General features: G+C 66.2%; 27 protein-coding genes, 1 tRNA gene and 1 riboswitch. Of the genes, 14 read left to right on the forward strand and 14 right to left on the reverse strand.

The window, feature by feature from the left end; translation table 11 throughout:
* Positions 1-2: 2 nt before the first annotated feature.
* From H9656_RS02380 to H9656_RS02395, 4 genes are all read right to left on the reverse strand, one after another.
* Entirely contained in the window at positions 3-2630 is a 2628-nt protein-coding gene (locus H9656_RS02380) for a fimbria/pilus outer membrane usher protein (RefSeq protein WP_191742665.1), read from the reverse strand.
* A complete protein-coding gene (locus H9656_RS02385) occupies positions 2627-3457 on the reverse strand; it encodes a fimbrial biogenesis chaperone (protein ID WP_191742666.1) in 831 nt (276 codons plus the stop codon). The genes H9656_RS02380 and H9656_RS02385 overlap by 4 nt, the downstream gene beginning before the upstream one ends.
* A gap of 193 nt (positions 3458-3650) precedes the next feature.
* Positions 3651-4421, reverse strand: coding sequence for a spore coat protein U domain-containing protein (locus H9656_RS02390; protein WP_191742667.1), 771 nt, complete (start codon positions 4419-4421; stop codon positions 3651-3653).
* 155 nt (positions 4422-4576) lie between these two features.
* The gene (locus H9656_RS02395) at positions 4577-5107 is read right to left on the reverse strand and encodes a hypothetical protein (protein WP_191742668.1); all 531 of its coding nucleotides are present in this window, start codon (positions 5105-5107) and stop codon (positions 4577-4579) included.
* 220 nt (positions 5108-5327) lie between these two features.
* On the opposite strand from H9656_RS02395, the gene H9656_RS02400 reads away from it, so the two are divergent.
* A complete protein-coding gene (locus tag H9656_RS02400; RefSeq protein WP_191742669.1) occupies positions 5328-6167 on the forward strand; it encodes a hypothetical protein in 840 nt (279 codons plus the stop codon).
* 15 nt (positions 6168-6182) lie between these two features.
* On the opposite strand, the gene H9656_RS02405 is transcribed toward H9656_RS02400, so the two are convergent.
* Both H9656_RS02405 and H9656_RS02410 read right to left on the reverse strand, forming a co-directional pair.
* On the reverse strand, positions 6183-6689 hold the full coding sequence (locus tag H9656_RS02405) for a helix-turn-helix transcriptional regulator (RefSeq protein WP_191742670.1): 507 nt from the start codon (positions 6687-6689) through the stop codon (positions 6183-6185).
* 281 nt (positions 6690-6970) lie between these two features.
* Positions 6971-7402: a hypothetical protein gene (locus H9656_RS02410; protein ID WP_191742671.1), complete on the reverse strand. Its 432-nt coding sequence runs from the start codon at positions 7400-7402 to the stop codon at positions 6971-6973.
* Positions 7403-7711: 309 nt separating this feature from the next.
* Here H9656_RS02410 and H9656_RS02415 point away from each other — a divergent pair, with 309 nt between their 5' ends.
* Entirely contained in the window at positions 7712-8266 is a 555-nt protein-coding gene (locus tag H9656_RS02415; protein WP_191742672.1) for a hypothetical protein, read from the forward strand.
* A gap of 6 nt (positions 8267-8272) precedes the next feature.
* Entirely contained in the window at positions 8273-8746 is a 474-nt protein-coding gene (locus tag H9656_RS02420) for a hypothetical protein (protein WP_191742673.1), read from the forward strand.
* 25 nt (positions 8747-8771) lie between these two features.
* On the opposite strand, the gene H9656_RS02425 is transcribed toward H9656_RS02420, so the two are convergent.
* Both H9656_RS02425 and H9656_RS02430 read right to left on the reverse strand, forming a co-directional pair.
* Positions 8772-8861, reverse strand: a tRNA-Ser gene (locus H9656_RS02425).
* A gap of 66 nt (positions 8862-8927) precedes the next feature.
* Positions 8928-9860 carry a DMT family transporter gene (locus tag H9656_RS02430; protein WP_191742674.1) on the reverse strand — a complete coding sequence of 311 codons (933 nt, stop codon included), beginning with the start codon at positions 9858-9860 and terminating at the stop codon, positions 8928-8930.
* Positions 9861-9997: 137 nt separating this feature from the next.
* Between H9656_RS02430 and H9656_RS02435 the strand changes: the two genes are divergently transcribed.
* From H9656_RS02435 to H9656_RS02465, 7 genes are all read left to right on the forward strand, one after another.
* Entirely contained in the window at positions 9998-10900 is a 903-nt protein-coding gene (locus tag H9656_RS02435; protein ID WP_191742675.1) for a septal ring lytic transglycosylase RlpA family protein, read from the forward strand.
* A 40-nt stretch (positions 10901-10940) separates the two neighbouring features.
* The gene (gene tmk, locus H9656_RS02440) at positions 10941-11567 is read left to right on the forward strand and encodes a dTMP kinase (protein ID WP_191742676.1); all 627 of its coding nucleotides are present in this window, start codon (positions 10941-10943) and stop codon (positions 11565-11567) included.
* Positions 11564-12544: a DNA polymerase III subunit delta' gene (locus H9656_RS02445; protein WP_191742677.1), complete on the forward strand. Its 981-nt coding sequence runs from the start codon at positions 11564-11566 to the stop codon at positions 12542-12544. Before tmk ends, H9656_RS02445 begins: the two co-directional genes overlap by 4 nt.
* A gap of 15 nt (positions 12545-12559) precedes the next feature.
* Complete coding sequence (locus H9656_RS02450) at positions 12560-13345, forward strand: TatD family hydrolase (RefSeq protein ID WP_191742678.1); 786 nt, start codon at positions 12560-12562, stop codon at positions 13343-13345.
* Positions 13342-14163 carry an MBL fold metallo-hydrolase gene (locus H9656_RS02455; RefSeq protein WP_191742679.1) on the forward strand — a complete coding sequence of 274 codons (822 nt, stop codon included), beginning with the start codon at positions 13342-13344 and terminating at the stop codon, positions 14161-14163. The genes H9656_RS02450 and H9656_RS02455 overlap by 4 nt, the downstream gene beginning before the upstream one ends.
* Before the next feature lie 143 nt (positions 14164-14306).
* Positions 14307-15578 (forward strand): dicarboxylate/amino acid:cation symporter, encoded by a 1272-nt coding sequence (locus H9656_RS02460; protein ID WP_191742680.1) that lies wholly within the window; start codon positions 14307-14309, stop codon positions 15576-15578.
* Positions 15579-15688: 110 nt separating this feature from the next.
* Positions 15689-15895, forward strand: a riboswitch (cobalamin riboswitch).
* Positions 15896-16029: 134 nt separating this feature from the next.
* Entirely contained in the window at positions 16030-17979 is a 1950-nt protein-coding gene (locus H9656_RS02465; protein WP_191742681.1) for a TonB-dependent receptor plug domain-containing protein, read from the forward strand.
* A 46-nt stretch (positions 17980-18025) separates the two neighbouring features.
* Here H9656_RS02465 and H9656_RS02470 read toward each other — a convergent pair whose 3' ends face one another.
* Together H9656_RS02470 and H9656_RS02475 are read right to left on the reverse strand one after the other, a co-directional pair.
* Positions 18026-18220 (reverse strand): DUF2842 domain-containing protein, encoded by a 195-nt coding sequence (locus H9656_RS02470; protein ID WP_025977222.1) that lies wholly within the window; start codon positions 18218-18220, stop codon positions 18026-18028.
* Entirely contained in the window at positions 18220-18471 is a 252-nt protein-coding gene (locus H9656_RS02475) for a transglycosylase (protein WP_191742682.1), read from the reverse strand. Before H9656_RS02475 ends, H9656_RS02470 begins: the two co-directional genes overlap by 1 nt.
* 138 nt (positions 18472-18609) lie before the next feature.
* Here H9656_RS02475 and H9656_RS02480 point away from each other — a divergent pair, with 138 nt between their 5' ends.
* The gene (locus H9656_RS02480) at positions 18610-19665 is read left to right on the forward strand and encodes a COX15/CtaA family protein (RefSeq protein WP_191742683.1); all 1056 of its coding nucleotides are present in this window, start codon (positions 18610-18612) and stop codon (positions 19663-19665) included.
* Between the two features lie 78 nt (positions 19666-19743).
* Here the strand turns inward: H9656_RS02480 and cobS are convergent, their stop codons facing one another.
* From cobS to H9656_RS02495, 3 genes are read right to left on the reverse strand one after another with little or no spacing between them, the layout of a single operon-like run.
* Positions 19744-20748, reverse strand: a complete 1005-nt coding sequence (gene cobS, locus H9656_RS02485; RefSeq protein WP_191742684.1) for a cobaltochelatase subunit CobS — start codon at positions 20746-20748, stop codon at positions 19744-19746.
* 11 nt (positions 20749-20759) lie between these two features.
* On the reverse strand, positions 20760-21869 hold the full coding sequence (locus H9656_RS02490; RefSeq protein WP_191742685.1) for an FAD-dependent oxidoreductase: 1110 nt from the start codon (positions 21867-21869) through the stop codon (positions 20760-20762).
* A gap of 2 nt (positions 21870-21871) precedes the next feature.
* Positions 21872-22300, reverse strand: a complete 429-nt coding sequence (locus H9656_RS02495; protein WP_191742686.1) for an organic hydroperoxide resistance protein — start codon at positions 22298-22300, stop codon at positions 21872-21874.
* A gap of 131 nt (positions 22301-22431) precedes the next feature.
* Between H9656_RS02495 and H9656_RS02500 the strand changes: the two genes are divergently transcribed.
* Positions 22432-22704 (forward strand): hypothetical protein, encoded by a 273-nt coding sequence (locus tag H9656_RS02500; RefSeq protein WP_191742687.1) that lies wholly within the window; start codon positions 22432-22434, stop codon positions 22702-22704.
* Here H9656_RS02500 and H9656_RS02505 read toward each other — a convergent pair.
* Positions 22664-23332, reverse strand: coding sequence for a J domain-containing protein (locus tag H9656_RS02505; RefSeq protein ID WP_191742688.1), 669 nt, complete (start codon positions 23330-23332; stop codon positions 22664-22666). The two genes, H9656_RS02500 and H9656_RS02505, sit on opposite strands and share 41 nt — an antisense overlap.
* A 45-nt stretch (positions 23333-23377) precedes the next feature.
* Between H9656_RS02505 and H9656_RS02510 the strand changes: the two genes are divergently transcribed.
* Together H9656_RS02510 and H9656_RS02515 are read left to right on the forward strand one after the other, a co-directional pair.
* Positions 23378-23677, forward strand: coding sequence for a BolA family protein (locus H9656_RS02510; RefSeq protein WP_191742689.1), 300 nt, complete (start codon positions 23378-23380; stop codon positions 23675-23677).
* 105 nt (positions 23678-23782) lie between these two features.
* Positions 23783-25588 carry a response regulator gene (locus H9656_RS02515; protein WP_191742690.1) on the forward strand — a complete coding sequence of 602 codons (1806 nt, stop codon included), beginning with the start codon at positions 23783-23785 and terminating at the stop codon, positions 25586-25588.
* Positions 25589-25602 lie beyond the last annotated feature (14 nt).

Below are 25602 nucleotides of genomic sequence, written 5' to 3' on the forward strand. Positions count from 1 at the left end.
GCTTAATCTCCCTCGGGCGCAGCGATGTCGACGTGAACGACACGCAGATTGTAGAGGCCGTCATTGTCGGCCGGGACGGTGAAGTCGAAACCGCCCCTGGGATCGGTGAACAGTTCAACGCGATAGCGCCCGCCCGGCTTCAACCCCTGGACGGCGAACCGGCCGACGCTATTGGTGAAGAAGGGCTGCGGTGCAGCGTCCGGCTCGTCCAGGGCGATCACGCGCCCGCCGATCAGCGACAGCGGCGCAGGGCCGGCGGCGCCGCGTCCGGTGACCGAGCCCACCGCGCTGACAAAGGCGTCTGACCCGATCTCGAAGGCATAGCCGCTGCGATAGGCCGGCCGGACACGGCGCACGCCTTCGCCGATGTCATAGCCGGGAGGCGCGTCGATGACGTCGTAGTAGACGGAATCGTTCACATAGGATCCCAGGTAGGGATACAGCACCGGGCCGAGGGGGCCGCTGGCCGCCGAGTAGCGGCCGTCGCGCAGCACCTCGCCGGCAATGACCGGACGCCCTTGCAGGCTGGGGTGGCCGTACAGGATAGCGAAACTGTCGGCGACCCGCCGCCCGATGGCCGCCTTGCCGCCGGCGAAGGCGATGGCCGTCGAGACGCTGGCGGTCGTGACCTGCTGATCGCCAATTGAGCCGAAGTCCTGGCCGTAGCCGGCGTGTGACACCGAGGCGTTGAAGCGATTGCCGACATAGTCGACGCCGCCCAGCAGGCTGGCGGGACCATCGTCGTAGGTGGCGATAGCCGAATAGCCGAACGATCCGGCCAGGTTCTCCGGGATCTTGTAGAAGGAGGCCGAAGCGCTGTTCAGGTTGGAATCGTAGCGCGCGTCGGCGCGCACATCGCTGGACGGACGCCAGGTCAGGGCTAGGGTGAAACCCCAGCCATCGCGATCGCGGCGGCCGCCGGGCGTATCCTCATACTTGAGGTAGTTCACCCCCGCCTGAGCGCTCCACTGGCGGTTGATGGCGTAGTTGGCCGTCAGGTCCGAGCGGAAGGAATCGCCCAGCCCGGCGTCGTCCCGCGACTTGTTGTAGGCCAGGCCCACGCTGCCGTAGAGGCGATCAGAGAAGACGCGGGAATACTGGCCATAGACCTGCCACGCGATGGGGTTGGAGGCGTCGGGGTCCGACAGGGTCGCAAACCCCTCCGACACGTGTTCGAACTGGACCGTAAAGAAATCCGAGGTGGTGGGGCGGTCGATATAGAAGTCGTAGGCCGCGACCACGGCGTAGCCGCTGCCGGCGGTGTCGCTGTTGCTGACCCCGGCCTGAAGGTTGAGGCGCGACCCGTTACGCAGGATGAATTGGGTCTGGGCGTTGCCCATCTGGACACGTTCGCTGGCCTGCAGGCCGACCCCCAGGGCGGGCTTGTCGATAAAGGCCTTGCGCCAGTAGCCCGTGAAGGCGAGGTCGCCGTCGGAATAATCGGGCTGTCCGAAGCTGGGCCGCCCGGCCACGCCGAAATAGCCGCCATACTCATACTCGCCGGGATCCAGGTCGATCGAGTCGATATAGGCGCTGTAGCGATAGGACTGCGAAGCCCCCGAACCGTCGACCACGACGACTTCGAGGTCGTTGCTCCCCGTCTGCACTGGCAGATTGGACAGATCGTACTGGCCGGGATCCAGGCGCAGTTCGCGCACCAGGGCGCCGTTGCGCAGGATACGCACCGTGGATTCGCTCTGCAGCAGCAGTTGCCGGTCCTGACGGAACACGTTCGGCCGATAGGGATCGAAGCGGCGTCGCTGGCGCGTCACCCCCACGCCGCCTACGTCGGCATACCCCTGCAGACCCCGGAACTCGGGGTTGAGATCGCCGAGGGTCCAGCGCCGGTAGTCCTGGGGCTGGTCAAAGACGAAGCGCGCGTATCGCCGCAGCCACTCATAGTCGCCCGATCCCAGGGATTCGCGGCCTTGAACCTCCGCCTCCAGCACCAGCCCGCGCCAGCGGCTGGCGCCGTTCAGATAGACGTTCGGCGCGGGGGCGTCGCCGGTCGCATGGCGATAGCTCCAGGACGCCGCCGCGTTCAGAAAGGCGGAGAAGGGCAGGGGCGCCAAACCCTCCGCCTCGGGATCGCCGCGCTCGAACAGGACCTCGAGCCGCCGCAGGTTGGGCGCGATGCGGACCACCAGCAGAGACAGCGCCGTCGGATCATACTCGAGGGACACCCCTTGTTCGGCCAATTCCTCGCCTTCGAAGCCCTGCTGACCGGCCAGACGCGACGCCAGCGCAGCGGACGCCTCGTCGGTAAGCAGCGGCGTGATCAGCTCCAGGAAGCCGGCTGAATCGACGATAAAGCGGTCGTCGCGGGTCAGCGTCACCGGAACTTCGCCCAGCGGCCGTCTATTGAACGTCAGCGGCGCAGTCAGGGTGATGTCGCGGTTGTAGGGGTTGATGTCCGGGCGCACGACCGCCGCCGGCTGGTCGCTGGTTTGGGCGGCGGCAGAAGGCGGGCCTGGCGCTTCTGGACTCTGCGCCTGGGGCGGTTCCTCGAACCGCGGCGGCGCGGTGATGATCGGCGCGTCCTCGTTGAACGGCGCCGCGCCGGCGGGCGCACCGCCGTTCGACGCCAGCACCGACGCCAGGATCGCCGTGGGGACGAGGCGCGGCTTCATTGGCTGAAGCGCACCTTGATCGGCGCATCAGGCGAGAAGGCGACGTTGGTCGGAAGGTAGAAGGTGCGATCGCCTTTCAGGGGTTCCAGATAGCCGGCGCCCACAGCTTCGTTGACCGTGGAGGCGTCCAGCCGGATCTCGGTGCGCGCGCCGTCGGGACCAAGGCCCTCGACCCACCAGGTGGCGCCGCTCATCAGGGCGTAGCGGCGTCCGGCGTTGCGCACGCGGACCTCGACGCCGGGAACCTTGGCTGCGGCCGGCTGGGCGACCGGCTCGCCCGTGCCGCCGACGCTCTCGTCGATGACGGGGGCGGCTGGGGCGGCGTCGATTTCAACCGCCCGGGCGCTGACGACCGAGACGTCAGCCGTGGCCCCGGGAGGCGCGACGGTGACCAGCGACTTCATATGATAGACGACCTGGACCTGGGCGGCGAGGTCGCCGCTGGCGCCTTCCTCCAGTTCGACCGGAAGCTGGCGGATGCCGACGTAATAGGCGCGCGACACGTCGATGTCGGGGTCGCCAACCCACTGGACCCGGATCACCTGACGCCCGCGAACGGGCACGACGCCCTGAGGGGGGAACACCAGGAAGTCTTCGTCCGCCGGGGTTTCCACCAGCTTCCCGTCCGCGTCGAAGGAGATGCGCGTGATGCGCGTCTCATAAGGCAGAGCCTTGGCTGCGAGGTTCTGCACTTCGATCCGGGCCGAGGACCCCGCGCCGCGCGATGAGATTTCGGCGACCATAGGCGATACGCGCATCGCTTCGACGGCGGTGGCGGTGATTCCCAGGAACAGGGTGGCGGCCAGGACCAGCCCAAGACGGGACATCTTCTTGTGTCGAGGGGGGCGAGGCGCCGCCCGCTCTTTCAGCCCTGGTCCCATAATGATCCTCCCCGTGGCCCGCTGACTCGTGTACCGATGTCATGCAGAATTCGTGCCACTGATACGCCAATGACCTATTAACGGTCGAAGCCCGCCCGACAGGGCCGGGCGGGCTTCTTCGCGTCTTACTCAGCCGTTTTTAGATGGCGGCCAGTTCGATCGTCAGGGTGTCCTGATAGACGCCCGAGACCAGCGACTTGGTCGGCACCGGCACGTTGATGTGGACGTTGAAGTGCGACTTCCAGGCGCCCTGAATCTTCACGCCGTCGGCTTGGTTGGTGTCGACGCTCAGCGTTTGGGTCGTGGCGGTCGCGGAACCGGCGCCGGCGGGAACGCCGGTCCAGCTGGCGTCAACCTTGTAGGGCAGGTTGGCCTGGAACTGGGCGCCGTCGAAGGCGCCGGCGTAGTTCGACTTCATGCCGATGGCGCCGTTGTCCTTGGTGATGCGCACTTCGTTGCGGGTGTTGCAGCCCGCGGTGTTGGTCTCGATCGAGGCGTTGGCCGCGCTGACCATGTCGAAGGCGTCGTCAACGCCGCCGTTGTCCAGCGTGTTGATGCCGATCTGGCCGAAGTTCAGGACGGTGTTGATGTTGCCCGAGTAGAAGGAGCAGTCCTGCGAGACTTCGCCCTTCAGCGTGAACTGGGCCGAGTCGTTGCCGGCTGTGCCGCGGTTGTTGGCGACGCTGCCCGAGGCCGAGATCCACGAGGCGATTTCGTCGCCGCCGCTGAGAAGGTTGGCCAACTTGCCAGCATTGGCGGCCGATTGGCCACCAAGGAAGCTTTGGTTGTCGCTGGAGCCGCTGATCAACGGCCCGATGTTGTAGGCGCTCTGGCTAAAGCTGCCGGCCGAAGCGGCGGTTGCGGACAGGGCCAGCGCAGCGACGCCGGCGATCAGTTGATAGGCTTTCATTTCAGTCTTCCTCCAAGAAGTGCGCAGGATTGCGCCAGTCACACCCGCTTTGGCCGCGCGGCACGCGCCGAGCTTTCGCACAGTCCGCTCAGCAGCCCGCTGGGGCGCCGGGCGTCCGCTCGACGCTCGTTGTGCTTCACGATCATCGCCGGTCCCTACAGCCTCGGCACGAGGCTGATCTCCACGGTTTCCCAGTAGCGCCCGGCCAGCAGGCCGGCGCCTTCGGGCTCCATCATCTCTATGTTCAGACGACCGCCGTCGAAGGCGACGCCGCCGCGGCTCGAGATCACCTGACCGGCCATCAACTGCCGGCTGGTGAAGTCGCCGGTCGCCGCGCCGCCTTGGCCGCCCCGGCCCGGATGCCCGCTTTCCAGGGGCACGTTGATCGCCAGGCGATAGGCCGCCAGGCCGCTGTACGGGCCCTGGCCGCGCGGCAGGGTCTCATGCGCCAGCCCGCCGTTGGCGGAGCGCAGATTGATGTCGAAGGGGACGTTGCAGCTCAGGCCGAAGCGTGTCTCGACGGCCAAGCCGCTGCGTCGCAGGTCGCCGAGATCAACGCCGCCCAAGGCGCCGATGTCGCACTTGGGGGAAATACGGCCGACCGCTTCGAGCACCAGCGCCTTGCGCCCGGCGTCATCAGCCTTGGCCGCCGTTCCCGCTGTGACCAGCATCGCGGCTGCAAGCAAACAGGCTGTTCGCATCTGCTCCCCCGGCGAATGTCGCCGCTCCCTCATCTGAGGGCTAAGGAGCACGTTAGGGTTTTGTTAATCGTCCCCAATATGGGGTATGCAACCAAAGAAAAAATAGTTAATTTGATGATTATTCTTATGAAATTCGCCAGCCAGGTGAATTGTTGCTGCGTAGCCTCATAAGGGGGCCGGTGGGGGACGCGGGATGAAACTCGTTTTGGCGGCGCTTTACGTCCTGGCTTTGGCCGCTCCCCAGACCCCGGAGTCGGCAACCCCGTCCGCCTCCGTCTCCGCCCTAGAGGTGCAGCTTCGTCCGGACGCCGTCGGTGATCGACGTGTGTTCGTTAGCGAGACCGAGCTGACGGCCCAGACCGGCGGTGTTGAGGCGCGCCAGGTGAACCGCCAGAAGTTTGAACTTGAAACCCTGGCGGCCTCGGCAGGTCAGATGAGCCTCCGGTTCCGCTTGCTGGAAGCCGCCTTGACCGATAGCCGCGATCCGGGGCTGGAACGGCTTCTGCAGGCTTGGGTCGGAGTGGATGTGGTCGTCGCCGCCGACGCCTCCGGTCGGCCTGTGGCTTTTTCGGACTGGCCGTCCGTGCGCTCAGCCTATCTCGCCCGGCTCGGTGAAGTCGGACTGGACCAGGGCGAGCGGGAGGCCGTCGCGACGCAGCTGGACCGTGTGCCGTCAGATCAGTTGCTGTCCCAGTTGTTGAGCGACGTCGCCTTGCTGGCGGAGATGCAGCCAAGGCAGCCTCTGCCTGAAGGCCGTTTTGAACAGCCGCTGCAGGTTTCGGGAGAGGTGTCGCGGTCAGGCGCGCAGTCGGTTGCGCGGAGCCCGGACGGGTGTGGCGTTCTGCTTGCGCGCTCGTTCAGCGCCGAAACGCCGAATTCGGCAGAACCGAGCAGCATGACGCGCGATATGCGCGCCATCCTCTACGCGCCGGACGGCTGGGTATCCGAGGTCAGCCGCACGACCGCGATGCGCGCGGGGCAGGAGCGGTCGGATGAAGTGGTGCGCATTGTCCGCGAACCGCCGCCGTCATGTCCCGCCGCATGACGGCTGGACCGTAGGTCAGGACAGCCGAAAGGGCGATATCTTGGCGAACATCTCTTCGCGGCTGCTCACGCCCAGTTTGGCATAGGCGCGCTTGACGTGCGTCCGCGCGGTTTCAAGGCTCACCCCCAGGTCGCGCGCAGCTTCCGTCACAGTAGCGCCGTCCACGAGGCGTTTGAGCAAGGTGGTCTCGGCCGAGGTCAGGTCCAGGGCCGGACCGAAGTCGGCCCACAGGCGGCGCGAGCCCGCGGTGTCGCTGAAAGCCAGGATGATTGCGTCTGCGTCGCCCAGTGCGATGTTCACGGCCCGGATAATCAGGCAATCCCCGCCGCCGTCGCGGCGCGCCAGGACCCAGGCCTTCGGCTCGTCGTTCAGGTCTTCCAAGAAGGCGGTGAAGGCGAACAGGGAGGTGCGCTGTGCGAAGCTGAGCCGCCCTCCGACCTCCCCAAGATCTGGATCAACGTGGAGGAGCCGCTGGCCTTCCTCATTGCTCCATAAGAGATGCAGGCTGGGCGTGACAATCATCGCCGCGCGGCTGCAGCTCTTGCTCCAGGCCTCGGAGCAGGCGGATTCATCAATCGGTGAAATGTCGAAGCGACGCGCCTCTACCGTCCCCCGCGGGCCCACCCCGTCCCCTCCCTTTGAAGCCCAGGCTGCCCGAGCTCTCAAGGACATTACACAAATCAACGAACAGCGTCATTATGGAAAGTAAGGCCGGGCGATGGATGGCGGCTGCTTGGCGCGGTCCGCAAAAAGAAACCCCCGCCAGGGTAGGGCGGGGGTCTTGGAACTCGTTTGAGAGCTGGTCAGATCGGCTGAATGGTCAATGCGAGGACCAGAGACTCTTCCAGCTGAACTTCATCAAAGCGGTAGGCGATGGTGCGAATAGCCGCCATGTTCGAGCGGCGCAGTTCCATGTTGCCGGCCTTGGCGAGGTTCAGCGAACGTTCCCCGTAGGTCAGGCGCGCGGTCTCGGTCGCTTTCAACGGGCGATAGGCGGCGGAAATGGTGAACCCTCCAGGGCTGTTGCAGGCCTCGATCACAGATCCGCTCTGGCCTGTTTGCGCCACGACGGTGGTGTCAGGGCGCACCCAGCAGGCGACCGGCACCACAGCGCGCAATTGGTATGTGCTTCCAGCTTTCGGGCCGGCCGTGGCGATCTGCGGTGCAGCCACGGCCATCAGGCCAACGGCGGCTGCGAGAAGCGCGCAGCGGTGCTGCCGCATCAACTTGGTCATGGCGTCCTCATGGGCTCCTGATTGCGGAGGATCCATAAAGGTCGGGCTCTTAACGCCCGGCCATCAGACAGCCTTAGCGCGCGCTTAAGCGCTATGCTGAACCGCTGTTAAGGCTCCATCACCCGGACCAGATGCCAGCCCCGCGCAGGCGAAGCCGCCATTGCGGGGGAGCCGATTGACCATCGCGCTCGTCCGATCTCGCAACAATCGCAAAGCCAACGTCACCCAAACGTGCCGGGAATGTAGCCGAACCGTGGGCTAGCGATCATGGACGCGCCCTAGACCCCCTCCTCATCGCAGGGGGCAGGGATGAAGTTTGGTAAAGCGTCGCTGAAGCGGGCAGGCGTGACGTTCGTCACTGTGACGTGCGCCGCATTGCTAACCGTCCAGGCGGGGGCCGCGAAGGCCGAGCAAGATCCTCTGGCTGACTTGCCGTCGATCCATCACGGCGGGACGTGGGATTCCGGACATGTGCAGGGCGTGGCCGTCGATCTGGAACGCGGCCACATCTATTATTCCTTCACCAACCTGCTCGCCAAATACGACCTGCAGGGCCGGCTGATCGGCACGCTGGTCGGGTGGACCGGCCACCGGGGAGAACTGGCCTTTAATCCGGCCGACGGGAAGCTCTACGGCTCGCTGGAGTACAAGGCGGATCAGGCCTTCTACATCGCCGTGATCGATGTCGCCGGGCTCGACCGGGTCGGCGTCGAGGCGAGCGAAAGCGATCTGTTCAAGACAGTGCACCTCGATGAGGTGGCCAAGGATTACGCCGCCGACCTTGTCGGCGATGGTCGTTTCGACGGCGACGTGGCCGCGACGCGCGACTGGCGCGACGCAACCCGCCGGTTCGGGGAGGGTTGAGCCTGCATGCGCTTCGTCAACCTGCTTCCATCGGCCCTGATCGGCGCTGTCGCCAGCGCGCGGTCGATGACCCCCATGGCCGCCATCGCCGCAGCGCGGCTCGGCCGCCGCGCCACTCCAGGCAGGCTCGTGCTGCTCGATCACCCGTTGTTCAGGTATGGCGCGCTGGCGATGGGCCTTGGCGAACTGCTGGGCGACAAAATGGAATCCGCGCCGGATCGCACGGTTTTCCTCGGCTTGCTGGCCCGGTCGGCCAGCGCTGCGATCGCCGGCGGGGCGCTAGCGCCCAGAGGCCGCGAACGGGCCGGCGCCGCCCTTGCGGTGAGCGTCGCCATACCGCTGGCCTATCTGACGCTGGCCGGTCGAAAGGCCGCCATGCGTCGGATCGGCCAGACCCGCAGCGGGATCATCGAGGACTTTGTCATCGTAGCCGTTGGCGCCGCAACGGTCGCGGGTGCGACGCGACGGGCACGGCGCTAGGGAACGCGCAGGCGCCGTTGCGGTTTGGCGGACAGAGTGGGATTCGAACCCACGGTAGGCTTCCACCTACGGCGGTTTTCAAGACCGCTGCCTTAAACCACTCGGCCACCTGTCCAGCGCGACTCGGCGCGCCCGCGTGCATAGCCGTAAAGCCACGACCGATCCAAGCGGAAAGCGCGGGTCAGGCGCGCCTGGCCGGGGGTGTGGAGCGGGTGACCAGCCAGATTCCGCCGCAGACCAGGATCAAGGCGATCAGATAGCTCCATTTGAACATCGACTCGCCGAGGAATGCGGCAGACAGCGTCACGCCGAAGACCGGGATCAGGAAGTTGAAGGCCGCGATCAGGCCGACGGGATGGTGCTTCAGCAGCACGCTCCAGACAGCGAAGGCGATCGCTGACAGCAGCGCCAGATAGATCAGCAGCGTGCCCGAGGCCGCGTTCAGCGCCTCCAGATGGCCGCCCGCCGCCCAACCGGCGCTGGTCAGGACGGCGCCGCCGATGAACAACTGCCAGCCCGTCATGACCATGGGGTCGAGCCGGCGCGAAATCCGCTTGCCGTAGATAGAGGCCGCCGCCAGCACGAAGGCGGCGATGACGATGAAGCCCTCGCCCATTAGGCTGAAGTCGAACCCCAGGCCTGCTCCGCCCAGATTGACGACGACAACGCCCAGAAAACCGACCAGGCAGCCGAGCGCCTTTCGCCCGTTGAGGCGGTCGTCGGCATACAGATAGTGGGCCAGAACCACGCTGAAGAAGACGCTGGTGGAGTTCATGATCGACGACTTTACGCCGCTGGCGTGCGCCAGACCTATGTAGAAGAACACGTACTGGATCGCCGTCTGCGTCAGGCCCAGCAAGGCGACCTGCGCCGCCTGTCGTCGTTCCAGCTTCAACACCGGCTTCTTCAGCGCGACGGCGACGAACAGCAGGATCAGTCCCGCCAGGGCGAACCTCCACCCGGCGAAAACCAGCTGACTGGCGATGTCGTCCTGAGCGATGTGCAGCAGGGCGTAGCCGCCCTTCACAGCAGGAAAGGCGCTGCCCCACAGCGCGCAGCACAGGGTAGCGAGAATGAAGACCCCAAAGCGGGTCTGATACAGCGAGGGGGTCAAGATCGGCTTCAGCGAGGGGGAGGGAGACGACGCGCGACGTTCCGCCGCGCTCATAAGCGCAAACGCGACGTTAACCAAACCGGAAACCGTTCGGCCGCATAAGCAAGGCCTGTCAGTTGGTCGGAGTGCGTTGAACCATGTGGGCCCGGATCCTGAGAGCGGCGGTCGTCGCCGCCGCCTTTTCGACCCTGGCGGCGTGCGCCAGCCTGGGCGGAGGGCGCGAGGCACCCTTGAATCCGCCGGTGGTGACCGACCCTGCGCCCTTCGTTTCGGGGACCATGCGGCCCTATCAGATCCGGGGGCGTTGGTATCATCCGAAGGAGCAGCCCAACTATGACGAGGTGGGGCAGGCGTCGTGGTACGGGTCCTACCATCACGGCCGATCGACCTCGACGGGCGAGCGTTTCGACATGAACGGCCTGACGGCGGCGCACAAAACCCTGCCGCTGCCCAGTCTGGTCGAGGTCACCAACCGGGCGAACGGGCGTCGGGTGATCCTGCGAGTCAATGATCGCGGCCCCTTCGTTGACGGGCGGATCATCGACCTGTCGCGCGGGGCGGCCGAGGAGCTGGGCCTGTTGAACCAAGGCGTGGGCGAGGTGCGAGTGCGCTACGTCGGCCGCGCGCCGCGCCAGGGCGGCGGGATGGCGATGCAGCGGGCGGAGGCGGCGCCTGCACGCAACGACGCCGCGTCGAGCCGAGCGGCGGGGCCTCGTCCTTATTATGAAGTTGCGACGGCGCAGCCTGCGGCGGTTCCGGCCCCTGCGCCTGCGCCGCAACCAGCCCCTCAGCCGGTGCCGTCCTATGTCGCCCCTGCCGCCGCCTATTGGGTGCAGGCCGGTTCCTATGCGGATCGACGCGGTGCAGATCAGGTCGCCCGTCGTCTCGGCGACCGGGCGTCCATTCAGAACGTCGATCGGGATGGACGCACCCTGTTCCGCGTTGTTGTCGGCCCCTGGCCCGATGCGACGGCCGCCGAACGCGCGCGGCAGGCCGTGATTGCGCGCGGTTTCAGCGACGCCCTGTTGATAGGCGGCTGACGGGTCTTGCGTCCGCCGCGCGGGTCGCCATTGTGCGCGGGTGCAGCGAGGCAGATTCATTACGTTCGAAGGCGGCGAAGGCGCCGGCAAGACCACACAGGCGCGCCTGTTGGTCGAGCGGCTGCGCGCCGCTGGGCTGGACGTCGTTCAGACGCGGGAGCCGGGAGGCTCGCCGGGGGCTGAGGAAATCCGCAACATCGCCGTCTCGGGCGAGGCCGACCGCTGGTCCGCACGCACCGAGACCCTGCTGATGTACGCCGCCCGGTCAGACCATCTGGAGCGCACCATCCGCCCCGCGCTGGAATCCGGGCGCTGGGTGGTGTGCGACCGCTTCGCCGATTCGAGCCGCGTCTATCAGGGCGCAGGCGGCGGCGCGCCCGAGAGCCTGATCGAGGCGCTGGACGCTGCGGTGGTCGATGGCGACCAACCGGACCTGACCCTGGTGTTCGACCTGCCGGTGGATGTGGGACTGGAACGCGCATTCGGTCGCGGCCTGTTCGAGACGCGCTTTGAATCCAAGGGCATGACCTTCCATCAAAAGCTCCGCGAAGGCTTTCTGCAGGTAGCCGAACGCCACCCCGACCGCTGTGTCGTCATCGACGCGACGGGCGAGGTCGATGAGGTGTCGGAACGTCTCTGGACGGTGGTGGAGGCGCGGCTGCTTTGAGCGAGCATCCGCGCGACCGGTTCGATCTGATCGCGGACCTCAAGGCCGAAGAGGCCTTTCTGGACGCGCTGGACCGCGGTCGTCTGCACCACGCCTGGCTCTTGTGCGGGGTCGAGGGATCGGGCAAGGCCAGCTTCGCATATCGCGCTGCGCGGCGTCTGCTGGGCGCGGCGCCGGACGCTTCACGCGGGCCGCTTGGCGTAGCGCCGCATGATCCCGTCAGCCGTCTGGTTTCGGCCCAGTCGCACCCTGATCTGCTGGTGCTCGAGCGCCTGATCGAGGGCGGCAAGCAGAAGAAGTCGATCTCGGTCGAACAGGCGCGCGACCTGCCGGAGTTCTTCGCCAAGAGCCCGTCCCAGGCGCGGCATCGAGTGGCCATTATCGATGCCGCCGACGATCTGAACGTCAATGCCGCCAACGCCTTGCTGAAGATTCTTGAGGAACCGCCTGAGAGCGGCGTCCTGTTCCTGGTGACGCACGCGCCGGGCCGCCTGCTGGCGACCATCCGGTCGCGGTGTCGCCGTCTCAGCTTTCCGGTTTGGTCTGAACATCGTTTGGCGGAGCTGGTCCAGCGCCGCACGGGCGTTTCGCCGTCCGAGGCGGACGAGGCGGCGCGCATGGCCGGCGGCTCGCCGGGGGCCGCCCTGGACCTGGCGTCCGGGGCCATGTCCGAGACGGATCGTCTGGCGCGCAGTTGGGTCGAAGGCGGTGCCGTGGACCGCGCCGAGCAACTGGCCGTGGCTGACGGTTTTCGCGGCGCCGAAGGGCAGGCGCGGTTCGACGCCCTGATGGATAGGCTGATCGCGGCGGTGAAGCGGCGCGCGGTAGAGACCGGCGGCCGCGAGGGCGCGTTGTGGGCGGAGCTGTGGGGGCGGCTGTCGGAAATGCCGGACCGCGCGGCGGGCCTGAATATGGACAAGGGAGACGTGTTGGCCGGAGCTCTGGCCGACATCGCCCGCGTCAAGGCATCGGTATGAGGGCGTTCACCTGAAATGATCATCGACAGTCACGTCAATCTTCACGCGCCCCAGTTCGATGAAGACCGCGACGCCGTGATCGCGCGCGCGAGAGAGGCGGGCGTGCGGCTGATGGTCGAGATTTCGGACAAGCTGTCGACCTTTGACGCGACCCATGCGCTGGCGATGAACAACGCCGACATCTGGTGCACGGTCGGGGTGCATCCCCATGAGGCCAAGGACTACGCCGACCTGACGGCGGATCGCCTGGTCGAACTGGCGCAGCGTCCGCGTGTCATCGGCATCGGCGAGTGCGGGTTGGACTTCCATTACGACCTCAGCCCCCGTGACGTGCAGGCGGCGGTGTTCCATCAGCATATTGAGGCGGCGCGCCGCACCGGGCTGCCGCTGGTCATCCACACCCGCGAAGCGGACGAAGTCATGGCCGACATTCTGCGCGAAGAACATGGGCGGGCGCCGTTCAAATTCCTCATGCACTGCTACACCAGCGGCATGGAACTGGCTGAACTGGCGATGGAATTGGACGGTTGGTTCTCTGTTTCCGGCATCGCCACCTTCAAGGCGGCCGAAGAGGTGAGGGCGGTGATCCGGCGGATGCCCGAAGACCGTATCATCGTCGAGACGGACTGCCCCTATCTGGCGCCGATCCCGCATCGGGGCCGCCGCAACGAGCCGGCCTATGTCGGCCTGGTGCTGGCCAAGCTGGCCGAGATTCGAGGATGGACGCCGGAACAGGCGGATCGCCTGACGACCGACGCCTTCTTCAACCTGTTCGACCGTATCCCCCGGCCCGCCGAATGAGAGAACTGGAGGTCGTCATCCTGGGCTGCGGTTCGTCGGGCGGTGTGCCGCGCGGCGATGGCGACTGGGGCGACTGCGACCCGGCCGAGCCGCGCAACCGGCGCACGCGCTGCTCCATGCTGGCGCGCCTTCATGGTGACGATGGCGTCACCAGCGTGGTCATCGACACCTCGCCTGACTTCCGCCAGCAGATGCTGGCGGCGAACGTCCGACACATCGACGGCGTCCTCTTTACCCACGATCATGCCGATCAGACCCACGGCATCGACGACCTGCGGGTCTTCGCCGCTCACGCTCGCCGACGCATTCCGGCCTGGATGGATCAGCCGACCCATGCGGCCCTGACGCGGCGGTTCGACTACATCTTCGAGAGCCAGCACGGCTATCCAGCCATCGTCGAGGCTCACTCATTGCCGCCGCATGGCCATCGATGGAGCGTGCCCGGACCCGGCGGCGAACTGCCGGTCGTGACCTTCGACCAGGCGCACGGTCCGATTCGCTCGGTCGGCTACCGGATCGGCGGCGTGGCCTATTCCAGCGACGTTTCTGATCTCGACGAGCACGCGCTGGAGGCGGTGCGCGGAGCTGATCTGTGGATTCTGGACGCCCTTCGCTACACGCCGCATCCGACCCACGCCCACGTCGACAAGGCGCTGGACTGGATCGCTCGGGCGGAGGTGAAACGGGCCGTCCTGACCAATCTGCACATAGATCTGGACTACCAACGGCTGAGGAGCGAACTCCCGGCCAACGTCGATGTCGCGTTTGACGGCTGGAGCGAGCGACTCGCTCTCGCAGGGCCCGAGGTCAACGCATAGGCTTCGCCTGTCCATGCAAAAATATGTGATGCGCCCCCGGGCGTTTATCGTCTATTCGCTCCGTCGAGACGCGGGCGGGTGGGGCCCTCCGTTGGTGTAATGGCGGCGTGGGGGAGTTCTGCGCCGCGAACCTGGACGACTGTATGAAACGTATGTTCGCTTACCTCATCGTCGGGGCGATGGTCCTCGGCGTTGTGACAGGCTGGGGCCTGAACCATTTTCTGACGGCGGATCAGGCTTCGGCCGCGGCGTCGAACCTCAATCTCATTACCGACATCTTCCTGCGCCTGATCAAGATGATCATCGCGCCGCTGGTGTTCACCACCCTGGTGGCGGGCATCGCCCATATGGAGGACGCCGCCTCGGTGGGGCGGATCGGCGTCAAGACCATGACGTGGTTCATCGGCGCCTCGATCGTGTCGCTGGTGCTGGGCCTGGTGATGGTCCAACTGCTGCAGCCGGGCGCGAACATGCACCTGCCTGAGGCCGTGGCGGCCGCGGCCCCTGCGGCTTCTACGGACGCCTTCTCGCTGCACGGCTTCATCGCCCACCTGGTGCCGACGTCGATCTTCGACGCCATGGCGCGCAACGAGATCCTGCAGATCGTGGTCTTCTCGGTGTTCGTCGGCACGGCGGTCGCCGCCCTGGACGACAAGGCGCCGGCGGTGCTGCACCTGGTCGAACAGGCCGCCTCCATCATGCTGAAGGTGACCGAGTTCGTGATGAAGCTGGCGCCGTTCGCCATCTTCGCCGCCCTGGCCTCGACCATCGCCACCCAGGGGCTGGAGATGCTGGGCACCTACGCCAAGTTCGTGCTGGGCTTCTATGGCTCCATGGGCGTGCTGTGGGGGCTGCTGTTCCTGGCCGGCGCCGTGGTTCTGGGCAAGCGGGTGATCCCGCTGTTCCGCGAGATCCGTACGCCGACCCTGCTGGCCTTCTCGACGGCCAGCTCGGAAGCCGCCTATCCGCGTATTCTTGAGGCCTTGCCCAAGGTCGGCGTGCGCCGTCGCATCGTCAGCTTCGTCCTGCCGCTGGGCTATTCGTTCAACCTGGACGGGTCGATGCTCTACTGCACCTTCGGCACTATGTTCATCATGCAGGCCCACGGCGTGCACCTGAGCGTGTCGCAGCAGATCTTCATGCTGCTGCTGCTGATGGTGACGTCCAAGGGCATCGCCGGCATCCCGCGCGCCTCTCTGGTGGTGATCATGGCGACCCTGACCTACTTCGGCCTGCCGGAAGCGTGGATCGCCATCGTGCTGGGCGTCGACCACCTGCTGGACATGGGACGCTCGGCCACAAACGTCGTCGGCAACTCGGTCGCCGCCGCCGTGGTCGCCAAGTGGGAAGGCGAACTGGACGACATGCCCGAAGCGGATAGCGCGGACGGACAGGCGCAGCCCGCCGCCGTCTGACGACGCGGTCATCAGGGATCAGGGGCGTGGAGATCATCTCCACGCCCCTTTTTCTTGGGCGTAGCGCTCCGGCACAGGCGCTCTGGTTGACCTGAGGGGCTGGCGGTCCTACTGCGACGGTCGCGTCAGGTTCCCCTCAGGGGGATTAAGAGGGAACGGAGTGTGAAACTCCGGCTGTTCCCGCAACTGTAAGCGGTTAGCCCGCGCGTCAAACGCCACTGGCGGCTCGAGAGGTTTCGGCCTCCGACTGCTGGGAAGGCGACGCGCACCGGCCTTGATCCGCGAGCCAGGAGACCTGCCTGTCGCCGTCGTTCTCCGCGCGGTCGGGATGTGCCGAGCGGTCGAGGCAACTCGTGTGACGACAGTCGTAAACCAAGCCGCGTCAGCGGCCGCTTTCGCTCATCCGGGCGATAGTCGGTCCGGCGCGGCGTCGTCATATGGAGAACCGGAAATGAACCGGACCGCATTCGCCGCCCTGGCCGCCGCAAGCCTTCTGGCCGCCGCCCCATCTTTCGCCGCTGAAGCGCTTGATCAGCAAGCCGCCGCCCCGGACGTGGCGGGCCGCGCCGGCGCGACCGCCGTCGAAGACGTGATCGTCACCGCCAACCGCTCGCCCCAGCCGATCGAGCGGGTCGGCGCTTCGGTCGCCGTCCTGACCCAAGCCGCCATCGAAGCGCGCCAGACGACCGCCGTGGCCGAGCTTCTGTCGCAGACGCCGGGCGTCAGCTACAGCCGCAACGGCGGCGTCGGCGCTGCCAACAGCCTGTATGTCCGCGGCGCCGAAGGCCACCACACCGTCGTCCTGATCGACGGGGTCAAGCTGAACGACCCGTCCTCGACCCAGGGCGGCTTCAACTTCGGCAATCTGCTGGTCGGCGACGCGGCCCGCATCGAGGTTCTGCGCGGCGCCCAATCGACCCTGTGGGGCAGTCAGGCCATCGGCGGCGTGGTCAACATCGTCACCGCCGAGCCGACGGAGGCCCTTCAAGGCAGCCTCGACGCTGAGGCCGGCGCGCGCGGCACGACCTATTTCCGAGGCGGCGTGGGCGGCGCCAATGAGCGCCTGAGCTGGCGCCTGGCGGCCAGCCGCTACTCGACCGACGGTTACTCGGCCTACGCTACGGGGACTGAGGACGACGGCTATGACAACACAGGCCTGTCGGGGCGGTTGAACCTGAAGATCACCGACGCCGTGTCGCTGGACCTGCGCTCGGTCTGGTCCAGCGGCCGCGCCGACTTCGACGCCTGGAACGGCGACAGCCGCGACTATGGCAAGACTCAGGAACTGGTCGCCTACGCCGGGCTGAACATCGACCTGCTGGACGGCCGTTTCCGTAACCGCATCGGCTATGCCCACACCGATACGGATCGCCGCAACTTCAACCCGGAAAACAAGATCCAGCCCCTGACCTTCGACGCCGAAGGCCAGAACCGCCGCTGGGAGTATCAGGGCGCCTTCGCCGTCACCGAGACGCTGAACACGACCTTCGGCGTCGAGCACGAAAAGTCTGAAATGAAGTCCCGCTCGCTCGGCGACTGGAATCCCAACGCAGACTACGGGCGCGGCGAGGCTGAGCTGAACAGCGTCTATGGCCAGGTTCAGTGGACCGTGCTGGACGGCCTGACCCTGACCGGCGGGCTTCGCTATGACGATCACGCCCAGTATGGCGACCATCTGCTGGGCCAGGTCGCGGCCGCCTGGTCGCTGAACGACGGCGCGACCGTCCTGCGCGCCAGCTGGGGGCAGGGCTTCCGCGCGCCGGGCCTGTACGAGCTCTACAGCGAGTACGGCAGCCTGGATCTGCAGCCTGAAGAGGCCGACAGCTGGGAGATCGGCGTCGAACAACGCCTGTTCGACCGCGCCGTCGTCTCGGCGACCTATTTCCAGCGCGATAGCGACAACGAGATCAACTACGCCAACTGCCTGCCCGGCGACGCTCACCCGATCTGCAGCCAGCCTTACGGCGGCTACTATCAGAACATCCAGAAGGCCGAGACCAAGGGCGTCGAACTGATCGGCCGTCTCGACGTGACCGAGCGTCTGCACCTGAACGCCAACTACACCTGGACGGACGCCAAGAACGCCGTCGGCGACCATGAAGGCAAGCGTCTGCGCCTGCGCCCCGAGCACATGGGCAATCTGGCGGCGGACTACGACTGGACCTTCGGTCTGAGCACGGGCCTGTCCGTCCGCTATGTAGGCGAGACGTTCAATGACCTGGCCAACGCGGTGAAGGTCGACGCCTACACCCTAGTTGACCTGCGGGCCTCCTATCCGATCGACGACCATCTGGAAGTCTACGGCCGGATCGAGAACGCCTTCGACGAGGAATACCAGACCGTGCTGGGCTACGGCACGGCCGGTCGCGGCGTCTTCGGCGGCGTGCGCGTCCGCTTCTGATGCGAAGGCCGGGCCGCCCTGACATCGGGGCGGCCCGGCCGAACCTCTATTCCCGTTCGGCCCAGCGCAGCAGGGGGATGAGCGGCACGCCCCAGCCGATGCCCGCCACGGCGAAGAAGATCAGGTCGATCCACCAGGCCTTCGGCAACAGGGCGTGCAGCGTCACTGCGCCCCAGATCCAGAAGATCAGGAAGAACACCACCGCCACGGTGGCGACGAACCGGCGCGCGCGGGGCGGCATCAGCGCTTGTTCCTGAACAGGAAGAAGGCCGCCAGGCCGATCACCGTGGTCACCAGCGACCACAGCAGCCACTCCCAATCGGTGAGAGTGGCGACCGCGAATACCCGAATGGCTAGAAAGGCGCCGCACGCCGCGCTGACCAGGGCCACCAGGATGACGGCCCCGATGCCCCGGCGTCCGGTCAGAAGGTCGGCGATCCACGCCAGAGCCACGGCGCCGACAACGGCGATGGCGATCTCGATATATTGCACCGACCGGCGCTCCCTGACTGCTGTGCGACGCTTTGGCGAAGAAAGCGACTCGATCTTGCCACGCGGGAGGGGCATATCCCTCGGTTCCGCCGCCTGTGAAGAGGCGGCAAGCATATCGGGGCGAACGGCAGGCGTCGAATGAAGCGTATTGGGGATTTGGATCGCAGCCGCGCTGTGGCGCTGTGGCTGTTTTTCTGCGCGACTCTGGTGTTCGCCATGATCGTGGTCGGGGGGGCGACGCGCCTGACCGGCTCGGGTCTGTCGATCACCGAATGGAAGCCCATCATGGGCGCCCTGCCGCCGATGAACCACGCGGACTGGGTCGAGGCGTTCGACAAGTACAAGGCCATCCCCCAGTACACGGAAGTCAACGCCGGCATGAGCATGGCGCAGTTCCAGTACATCTTCTGGTGGGAGTGGGCGCACCGCCTGCTGGGACGCCTGATCGGCGCCGTCTTCGCCTTGCCGTTCATCGCCTTCCTGGCCTTCCGCGCGATCCCGCGTCGTCTGATCGGCCGCTGCGCCGTGCTGTTGGCTCTGGGCGGCCTGCAGGGGCTGATCGGCTGGTGGATGGTGTCCAGCGGCCTGGCCGATCGCATCGACGTGGCGCCGGAACGTCTGGCGACCCATCTGGGCCTGGCGTTCCTGATCTTCGCCGGCCTGATCTGGACGGGGCTGGAGGCGTGGGCCGGGGTTGACGCTAACCGCCCGTCGCGCGGCTGGACCTGGGCCGCGGGCCTGCTGCTGGGCGGGGTCTTCGTCCAGTGCCTGTTGGGCGGCCTGGTGGCGGGCGCCAAGGCGGGCCTGATCTACACCGACTGGCCGATGATGAACGGGGCCTTCTTCCCGCCGATCGCGTGGGGGCAGGGGGCGTTGGCCTTCCTGCACGATCAGGGGCTGGTCCAGCTGAACCACCGCATCGGCGCCTATGCCTTGCTGTTCGCCGGCACCTTCTATGCGGTCCAGGCGCTGCGGGGGCGTCTGGATGGCGGGCTAGGCGTCGCCGCGGTCGTCTTTGCGGGCGGGCTGTGGTTCCAGGCAGGCCTGGGCGTCATGACCCTGATCCACGCTGTGCCCGTGACCCTGGGCGTTCTGCACCAGGCTGTGGCGGCGCTGGTGCTGGGCGTGGCGACCGCGAACCTTTGGCTGGTGCGACGATCGCGGCCCCGGATGTTCGCGTCCACCCTGCGCTGAGCCGTCAGCAGGGCTGAACAAAAAGGCCGCCCTCCGGATCGGAGGGCGGCCTTTTCAATATGGCGATGCGCGAGGGCGTCAGCCGATCTTCACCCGCGTCGCGGATTCCGGCAGGTCCTCGCCGAAGGCGCGCTGATAGAATTCGGCGATGGTCGGCCGTTCCAGTTCGTCGCACTTGTTCAGGAAGGTCAGGCGGAAGCTCAGGGCCAGGTCGCCGCCGAAGATGATGGCGTTCTGGGCCCAGGTGATGACCGTCCGGGGCGACATCACGGTCGAGATGTCGCCGTTCATGAAGGCGTTGCGGGTCATGTCGGCGACGCGGACCATGGCGGCGATCTGACGGCGGCCGTCGGCCGTGTCGTACTCAGGCGCCTTGGCGGCGACGATCTCGGCTTCGACGTCGTGGTCGAGATAGTTCAGCGTGGTGACGATGTTCCAGCGGTCCAGCTGCGCCTGATTGATCTGCTGGGCGCCGTGATACAGTCCCGTCGTGTCGCCCAGACCGACCGTGTTCGAGGTGGCGAACAGGCGGAACCATTTATTGGGGCGGATGACGCGGTTCTGGTCCAGCAGGGTCAGGCGTCCCTGCGCCTCCAGCACGCGCTGGATGACGAACATCACGTCGGGACGGCCCGCGTCATACTCGTCGAACACCAGGGCGACCGGGCGTTGCAGCGACCACGGCAGGATGCCTTCGCGGAATTCGGTGACCTGCTTGCCGTCCTTCAGGACGATGGCGTCCTTGCCGATCAGGTCGATCCGACTGACGTGGGCGTCCAGGTTGACGCGCACCATGGGCCAGTTCAGGCGGGCGGCGACCTGCTCGATGTGGGTCGACTTGCCGGTGCCGTGATAGCCCTGGACCATCACGCGGCGGTCGTGGGCGAAGCCGGCGCAGATGGCGAGCGTCGTCTGGGGATCGAAACGATAGGACTCGTCGATCTCAGGCACATGGCTGTCGCGCGTCTCGAAAGCAGGCACGACCATGTCGGAATCGATGCCGAACGCTTCCTTCAGCGTGACCTTGCGGTGCGGTTCCAGCGTGACGAGCGGATCGGGGGAGGCGTCGAGCGGAGAGGTCATGGCCAGAGCGATTACCGCAGGCGGACCGGGTGGTCGAGACCTAGTCCGATCCGCAGGATTCTTTCCAGAATGAAGGGGAGGCGGGTGACAATGGGGATGGCGACCCGTCGGGCCACATCAGCGCTGGATCCGGTATCGCGGACGAATCGCGTCAGGGCGCGCACCCGTCGGACAACCGCCTGATCCACTGGACGGCGCAGCCGATCATAGTCCGCCAGGCGCCCCCTCTGGCCGCTCAGATCATCGGCGGCGCAGGCGGCGAAGACGAAGGCGTCCTCGATGCCCAGATTCATGCCCCGCGCGCCGATAGGCGAATGTACGTGGGCCGCGTCTCCGCCCAAGGCCACGCGGCCGACGCTCATGGCCGCCGCTATGCGATGGGAGATGTGGAAGTCTGAGCGCCAGCGGACTTCTCCGGCCCGCCAGCCGGGTGGCAGGTCGTCAAGCAAGGGAGGGCCGAAGCCGATCAGTCGAAACCGCGATCCCGAATAGGGCAGGCAGACGAACACGGCGTCTTCGCGCAGGTCGACCCAGGCCTCATCTGGCGGCGGGCCGCTCAGGTCTACGTCGATCAGTTGCCATGGCTCGGCCCACGCATCCCCGGGAAAGCCGATCCCCAACCTCTTGCGGACCGTGGAATGCGCGCCGTCGGCAGCGAACAGGATGGGCGCGCGTACCGTCTCGCCCGAGGAAAGGCGCGCGGTGGCGCCTTGCTCGTCCAGCCAAATGTCTTCGAGAGCAAGGTTGCGCTCGACCGCCACCCCCAGAGCGGCGACGGCCTGGGTGAGGAGAGCCTCTGTCCGCGCTTGGGGCAGGATCAACAAGGGCCAGGGCGCGCCCAGGTGCAGGGCCTCCAATCGTACGACGGCGAGGGTGCGTCCGCGACGGTGGATATGCAGCCGGCGAATAGTCTGACCCTCGGCCAGCAGTTGATCGGCGACGCCTGTGTCAGTCAGCAGGTCCAACGTTCGAGGATTGATCCCCAGCGCCCTTGAGGTGGCGGCGGGCTCGCTGGCGGCGTCTATCAGACGCACATGGACGCCGTGTCGAGCCAGGAACAGCGCTGCAGACAACCCGGTGGGACCGGCGCCCGCGATCAGAACCTGGGGCGCCCGAGCCATGATCAGTCAGCGCTGAGCGCCACCTCGACGTTGCCGCGCGTGGCGTTGGAGTAGGGACAGACCTGATGCGCCTTCTGGATCAAATCATCGATCACGGCGCGGTCCAGTCCATGGTCGAGGATGCGCAAGGTCACGTCCAGGTTGAAGCCCTCGCCGCGGGTGTTCTTGCCGAAGCCTATTCCGGCCTCGACCTTGGTATCCGGGCCGACAGGCGTTCCCGCCTTGCCCGCGACGAGGCGCAGGGCTCCGAGGTAGCAGGCAGCGTAGCCAGTCGCGAACAGCTGCTCCGGGTTGGTTCCGTCGCCGCCCTTGCCACCCATTTCGGTGGGAACGGACAGGCGCACGTCGATCTTGCCGTCATCGGTGGCCGAGCGGCCCTCGTCGCGGCCCCCGCCCGAAGCCGTGGCGTGGGCGCGGTACAGGATTTCCATTGGACAGACTCCGCATGCTTTGAAGGGCTGAGCTGTCTCAACGCCTCTCGGAAACAACGGTTCTGTGATTCGGAGTATCCACAGCTCAATGGTAACAATTTCAGCATCGCTCCCATTGGGGAGGGGCTGAGATGACCACGCTGCCGCAGTTCTTCTGCTACGTGTACGACGCGCCCGACCGGACGCCTCAAATGCTGGCGCTTGAGGCCGACACCTTCCTGGAGGCTATCCGCGAGACCCGTCGCGTGATGCGGGGAGAAAACGGCGCTGACGTTTTCGCGGAAATCTGGGACTCGTCCCAACTGGGCGGCCAGGTCACGCGTATTGAGGCGCCACCTGGCGGGGCGGGTCTGCTGCGATCAATCAGGCGTAACCGGCCTTTTTCAAGGTTTTCCAGGCCTTGATGACGCTCTGAAGCTTGACCTCAGCCCCCCGGTCGCCGCCGTTGGTGTCCGGGTGAAAACGTTTCAGCAGCTCATGATAGCGCGCTTTCACCGCCGCCTTATCGGCGCCCGGCTCCAGATTTAGGTCGGCCAGGGCGGCGCGTTCCAGCTTGCCCATGCGCTGCTCAGGGGCCTCGGCGACCGGCGCGTCCTGAGTGCGACGCCCGAACAGGCCGAAGCTGTCGCGCCAGGAACCGGCGCCCGCGTTGTTGTTCGTGCCGAATTTGGCGGCGAAGGCCGCAGCCTCGCGCGTCTGAGGGCCGGCCTTCATCTCCCAGGTCGGACGGCCGCCCGTCATGGCTTCGTTCTCCTGGGCCGCGCGGATCTGGCCTTCATTCATGCCGGCGTAGAAGTTCCAGCCCTTATTGTACTGGCCGGCGTGGCCCTGGCAGAAATTGTAGAACTCGTTGATCTGCTCGCGCGACTTGGGCGCCTTGGCCGTCGCTGGGCGCGAGCAGTCAGGCCACTCGCAGCGTTTCTCGCCGGGCTTCAGGTGCAGGACGTCGGCCTCGGCCTGTTCCTCCTCGGGCCGGGGCGGCTTCACACGGATATCGGTGAAGCGAGGCTTGTATTGAAAAGACGCAGACATCCTCCGAAGTGTAGGGCTGATTTGGACGGCTTCAAGGAATGACCGATGTCTTATGGCCCCGTAGCGACGATTATCCGTGAAAAACTGACTGCGGCCTTCGCTCCGAGCGTGCTTGAGCTGGAAGACGACAGCTGGAAACATGCTGGTCACCATCATGAAGGCGGGATCGACGCCCACGACGGGGGGGAAAGTCACTTTCAGCTGAGGATCGTTTCCGCGGCATTTGAAGGACTGAACCGCGTCGCGCGTCAGCGGGCGGTGAATGCGGCGTTGAAGGCGGAGCTCGACGGCCCGGTCCACGCCCTATCCATCCGCGCTCAGACCCCCGGAGAGGCGGGAGCCTGATATTCACCGATTTGGGATTACGTAGTTCTCCCCATTCACGACCTCTTAGAACATTTGGCCATAGCGTCCGCCCCCGAAGCATATTGCAGCGAGCGGGGGCGTCGCATGGTGGGTTCCGAAGGCATAGGAAAGGGGCTTGAAGGCCAGGAGGCTGGTAGCGCCGCCCAGGCCCTGTCTGCGATTCTGCAGACCCACTATCTGCGCTATCTGATCATCACCAGTTGGGCTGTGGGACTGATCGCCACAGTAGGCCTTCTGCATGGCCTGCTCTGGTTCGCCGGCACCCTGGCGGCGGGCGCCCTGCGCGGCGTCGTGGAAAAGCGGATCAGCCGCAGCCAGAACGCCGAAGCCGGCTGGGACCTGACCTTCCCGGTCGTTGGCGCCCTTACGACGGCGGCCTGGGCGGCCGCGCCGCTCATAGCCTGGTTCTCCGGCTCCCACTTCGGGCACGAACTCGCTATCGCGCTGCTGATCTCGGGCTATGTGCTCGTCTTCGCCCAACTGCGGAGTTCGCCAAAGCAGGCCATCGTGATTTCGTCGCCTTATGGGGTGGCGGCCGCCATCATCGCGGTGACCCTCATCGGCGATGTGGCTTTCTGGCCTTTCCTCATGCTGGCGCCGTTCACTGCCGCGTCCCTGTTCGTGCTCGTGACTATGACCATGCTGCGCGAGGAACGCATTCGCGCTTTCCAGGAGCATCAGGCGCATCTCATCGAGGAATTGGAGGCGGCCAGGGACAAGGCGAACGCAGCCAATGAAGCCAAATCCAACTTCCTGGGCGTCATCTCTCACGAACTACGCACGCCGATGAACGGGGTGCTGGGCGCGGCGCAGCTGTTGAGCGCGACGCGGCTGGATGGCGCCCAGCGCGAGTATCTGGCGATCATCCGCAACTCTGGCGACAATCTGCTGAGCCTGCTGAACGACATCCTCGACATGACCAAGATCGAGGCGGGACGCATGAATTTCGAGTCCATCGACATCCAGCTGGACGATCTTCATCGCCGCATCGTCGGACCGTTTGAGGCGCAGGCCGAAGCCAAGGGACTGCGGTTCGTTTCCGAGTTTGAAGGCGAAACGCCCGCCGTCGTGCGCGGCGACCCTCTGCGGGTCTGTCAGGTGGTGCAGAACCTGCTGTCCAACGCCGTGAAGTTCACGGAACGTGGCGAAATAAGATTTGTCACGCGCAGCCGCCGGATCTCCGAGCGTCGGGTCGCGTTCGAGTTCGCCGTGCACGACAGCGGCGCGGGGATTTCCGAAGACGATATGGACCAGCTGTTCCAGCCATTCACCCAGATCGATGCGTCGTCGACGCGACGGTTTGGCGGAACCGGCCTGGGCCTGACGATCTCGCGACGTTTGGCCAACATCATGGGCGGCGACATCACGGTGAATTCCCAGGTCGGCGAGGGCTCGGTTTTCACCTTCGCGGTCGAGGGCGAAGTCGTCCGCTGGGTGGATGAAGTTGCTCAGGCCGACGCTGACGCCGACTTGGTCGAACTTGATGGCATGAAGGTGCTGGTGGTCGAAGATCACCCGGTCAATCGCATGATCCTAGAGGCGTGGATGGGCTCGACCGGACGTCGCACCACGACGGCCGAGAACGGCCAGGAGGCGGTGGAAATCGCCCGCCATCAGGCTTTTGACCTGATCATTATGGACGTGAACATGCCGGTCATGGACGGCCTGACCGCCACCCGTCTGATCCGCGAGGGCGGCGCCAACGCCGAGACGCCTATCGTGGTGCTATCGGCGTCGGCCCGGAACGAAGACCACGAAGCCGGCCTGGCGGCCGGCGCCGACGCCTACCTGAACAAGCCGATCGATTTCCGCAGTCTGGCCGGTCTTATGACCCAGGCCAAGGGCGGGCGGCCTGCGCTTCAACAGTTGGTCGGGAGCGAAGCCGCCTGACGGATACGGAAACG

The sequence above is a fragment of the Brevundimonas guildfordensis genome, from assembly GCF_014836405.1.
In the GTDB taxonomy this organism is placed as follows: Bacteria; Pseudomonadota; Alphaproteobacteria; order Caulobacterales; family Caulobacteraceae; genus Brevundimonas; species Brevundimonas guildfordensis.

Excerpts from the sequence above, each read along its gene's own strand:
- H9656_RS02515 (WP_191742690.1), top strand. The coding sequence starts at position 23,783 with ATGGTGGGTTCCGAAGGCATAGGAAAGGGGCTTGAAGGCCAGGAGGCT.
- H9656_RS02415 (WP_191742672.1), top strand. The coding sequence starts at position 7,712 with ATGAAGTTTGGTAAAGCGTCGCTGAAGCGGGCAGGCGTGACGTTCGTC.
- H9656_RS02480 (WP_191742683.1), top strand. The coding sequence starts at position 18,610 with ATGAAGCGTATTGGGGATTTGGATCGCAGCCGCGCTGTGGCGCTGTGG.
- H9656_RS02385 (WP_191742666.1), bottom strand. The coding sequence starts at position 3,457 with ATGTCCCGTCTTGGGCTGGTCCTGGCCGCCACCCTGTTCCTGGGAATC.
- H9656_RS02405 (WP_191742670.1), bottom strand. The coding sequence starts at position 6,689 with ATGATTGTCACGCCCAGCCTGCATCTCTTATGGAGCAATGAGGAAGGC.
- H9656_RS02410 (WP_191742671.1), bottom strand. The coding sequence starts at position 7,402 with ATGACCAAGTTGATGCGGCAGCACCGCTGCGCGCTTCTCGCAGCCGCC.
- H9656_RS02510 (WP_191742689.1), top strand. The coding sequence starts at position 23,378 with ATGTCTTATGGCCCCGTAGCGACGATTATCCGTGAAAAACTGACTGCG.
- H9656_RS02390 (WP_191742667.1), bottom strand. The coding sequence starts at position 4,421 with ATGAAAGCCTATCAACTGATCGCCGGCGTCGCTGCGCTGGCCCTGTCC.
- H9656_RS02435 (WP_191742675.1), top strand. The coding sequence starts at position 9,998 with ATGTGGGCCCGGATCCTGAGAGCGGCGGTCGTCGCCGCCGCCTTTTCG.
- H9656_RS02465 (WP_191742681.1), top strand. The coding sequence starts at position 16,030 with ATGAACCGGACCGCATTCGCCGCCCTGGCCGCCGCAAGCCTTCTGGCC.
- H9656_RS02380 (WP_191742665.1), bottom strand. The coding sequence starts at position 2,630 with ATGAAGCCGCGCCTCGTCCCCACGGCGATCCTGGCGTCGGTGCTGGCG.
- H9656_RS02460 (WP_191742680.1), top strand. The coding sequence starts at position 14,307 with ATGAAACGTATGTTCGCTTACCTCATCGTCGGGGCGATGGTCCTCGGC.
- cobS (WP_191742684.1), bottom strand. The coding sequence starts at position 20,748 with ATGACCTCTCCGCTCGACGCCTCCCCCGATCCGCTCGTCACGCTGGAA.
- H9656_RS02500 (WP_191742687.1), top strand. The coding sequence starts at position 22,432 with ATGACCACGCTGCCGCAGTTCTTCTGCTACGTGTACGACGCGCCCGAC.
- H9656_RS02470 (WP_025977222.1), bottom strand. The coding sequence starts at position 18,220 with ATGCCGCCCCGCGCGCGCCGGTTCGTCGCCACCGTGGCGGTGGTGTTC.
- H9656_RS02455 (WP_191742679.1), top strand. The coding sequence starts at position 13,342 with ATGAGAGAACTGGAGGTCGTCATCCTGGGCTGCGGTTCGTCGGGCGGT.
- H9656_RS02450 (WP_191742678.1), top strand. The coding sequence starts at position 12,560 with ATGATCATCGACAGTCACGTCAATCTTCACGCGCCCCAGTTCGATGAA.
- H9656_RS02505 (WP_191742688.1), bottom strand. The coding sequence starts at position 23,332 with ATGTCTGCGTCTTTTCAATACAAGCCTCGCTTCACCGATATCCGTGTG.
- H9656_RS02495 (WP_191742686.1), bottom strand. The coding sequence starts at position 22,300 with ATGGAAATCCTGTACCGCGCCCACGCCACGGCTTCGGGCGGGGGCCGC.
- H9656_RS02490 (WP_191742685.1), bottom strand. The coding sequence starts at position 21,869 with ATGGCTCGGGCGCCCCAGGTTCTGATCGCGGGCGCCGGTCCCACCGGG.
- H9656_RS02420 (WP_191742673.1), top strand. The coding sequence starts at position 8,273 with ATGCGCTTCGTCAACCTGCTTCCATCGGCCCTGATCGGCGCTGTCGCC.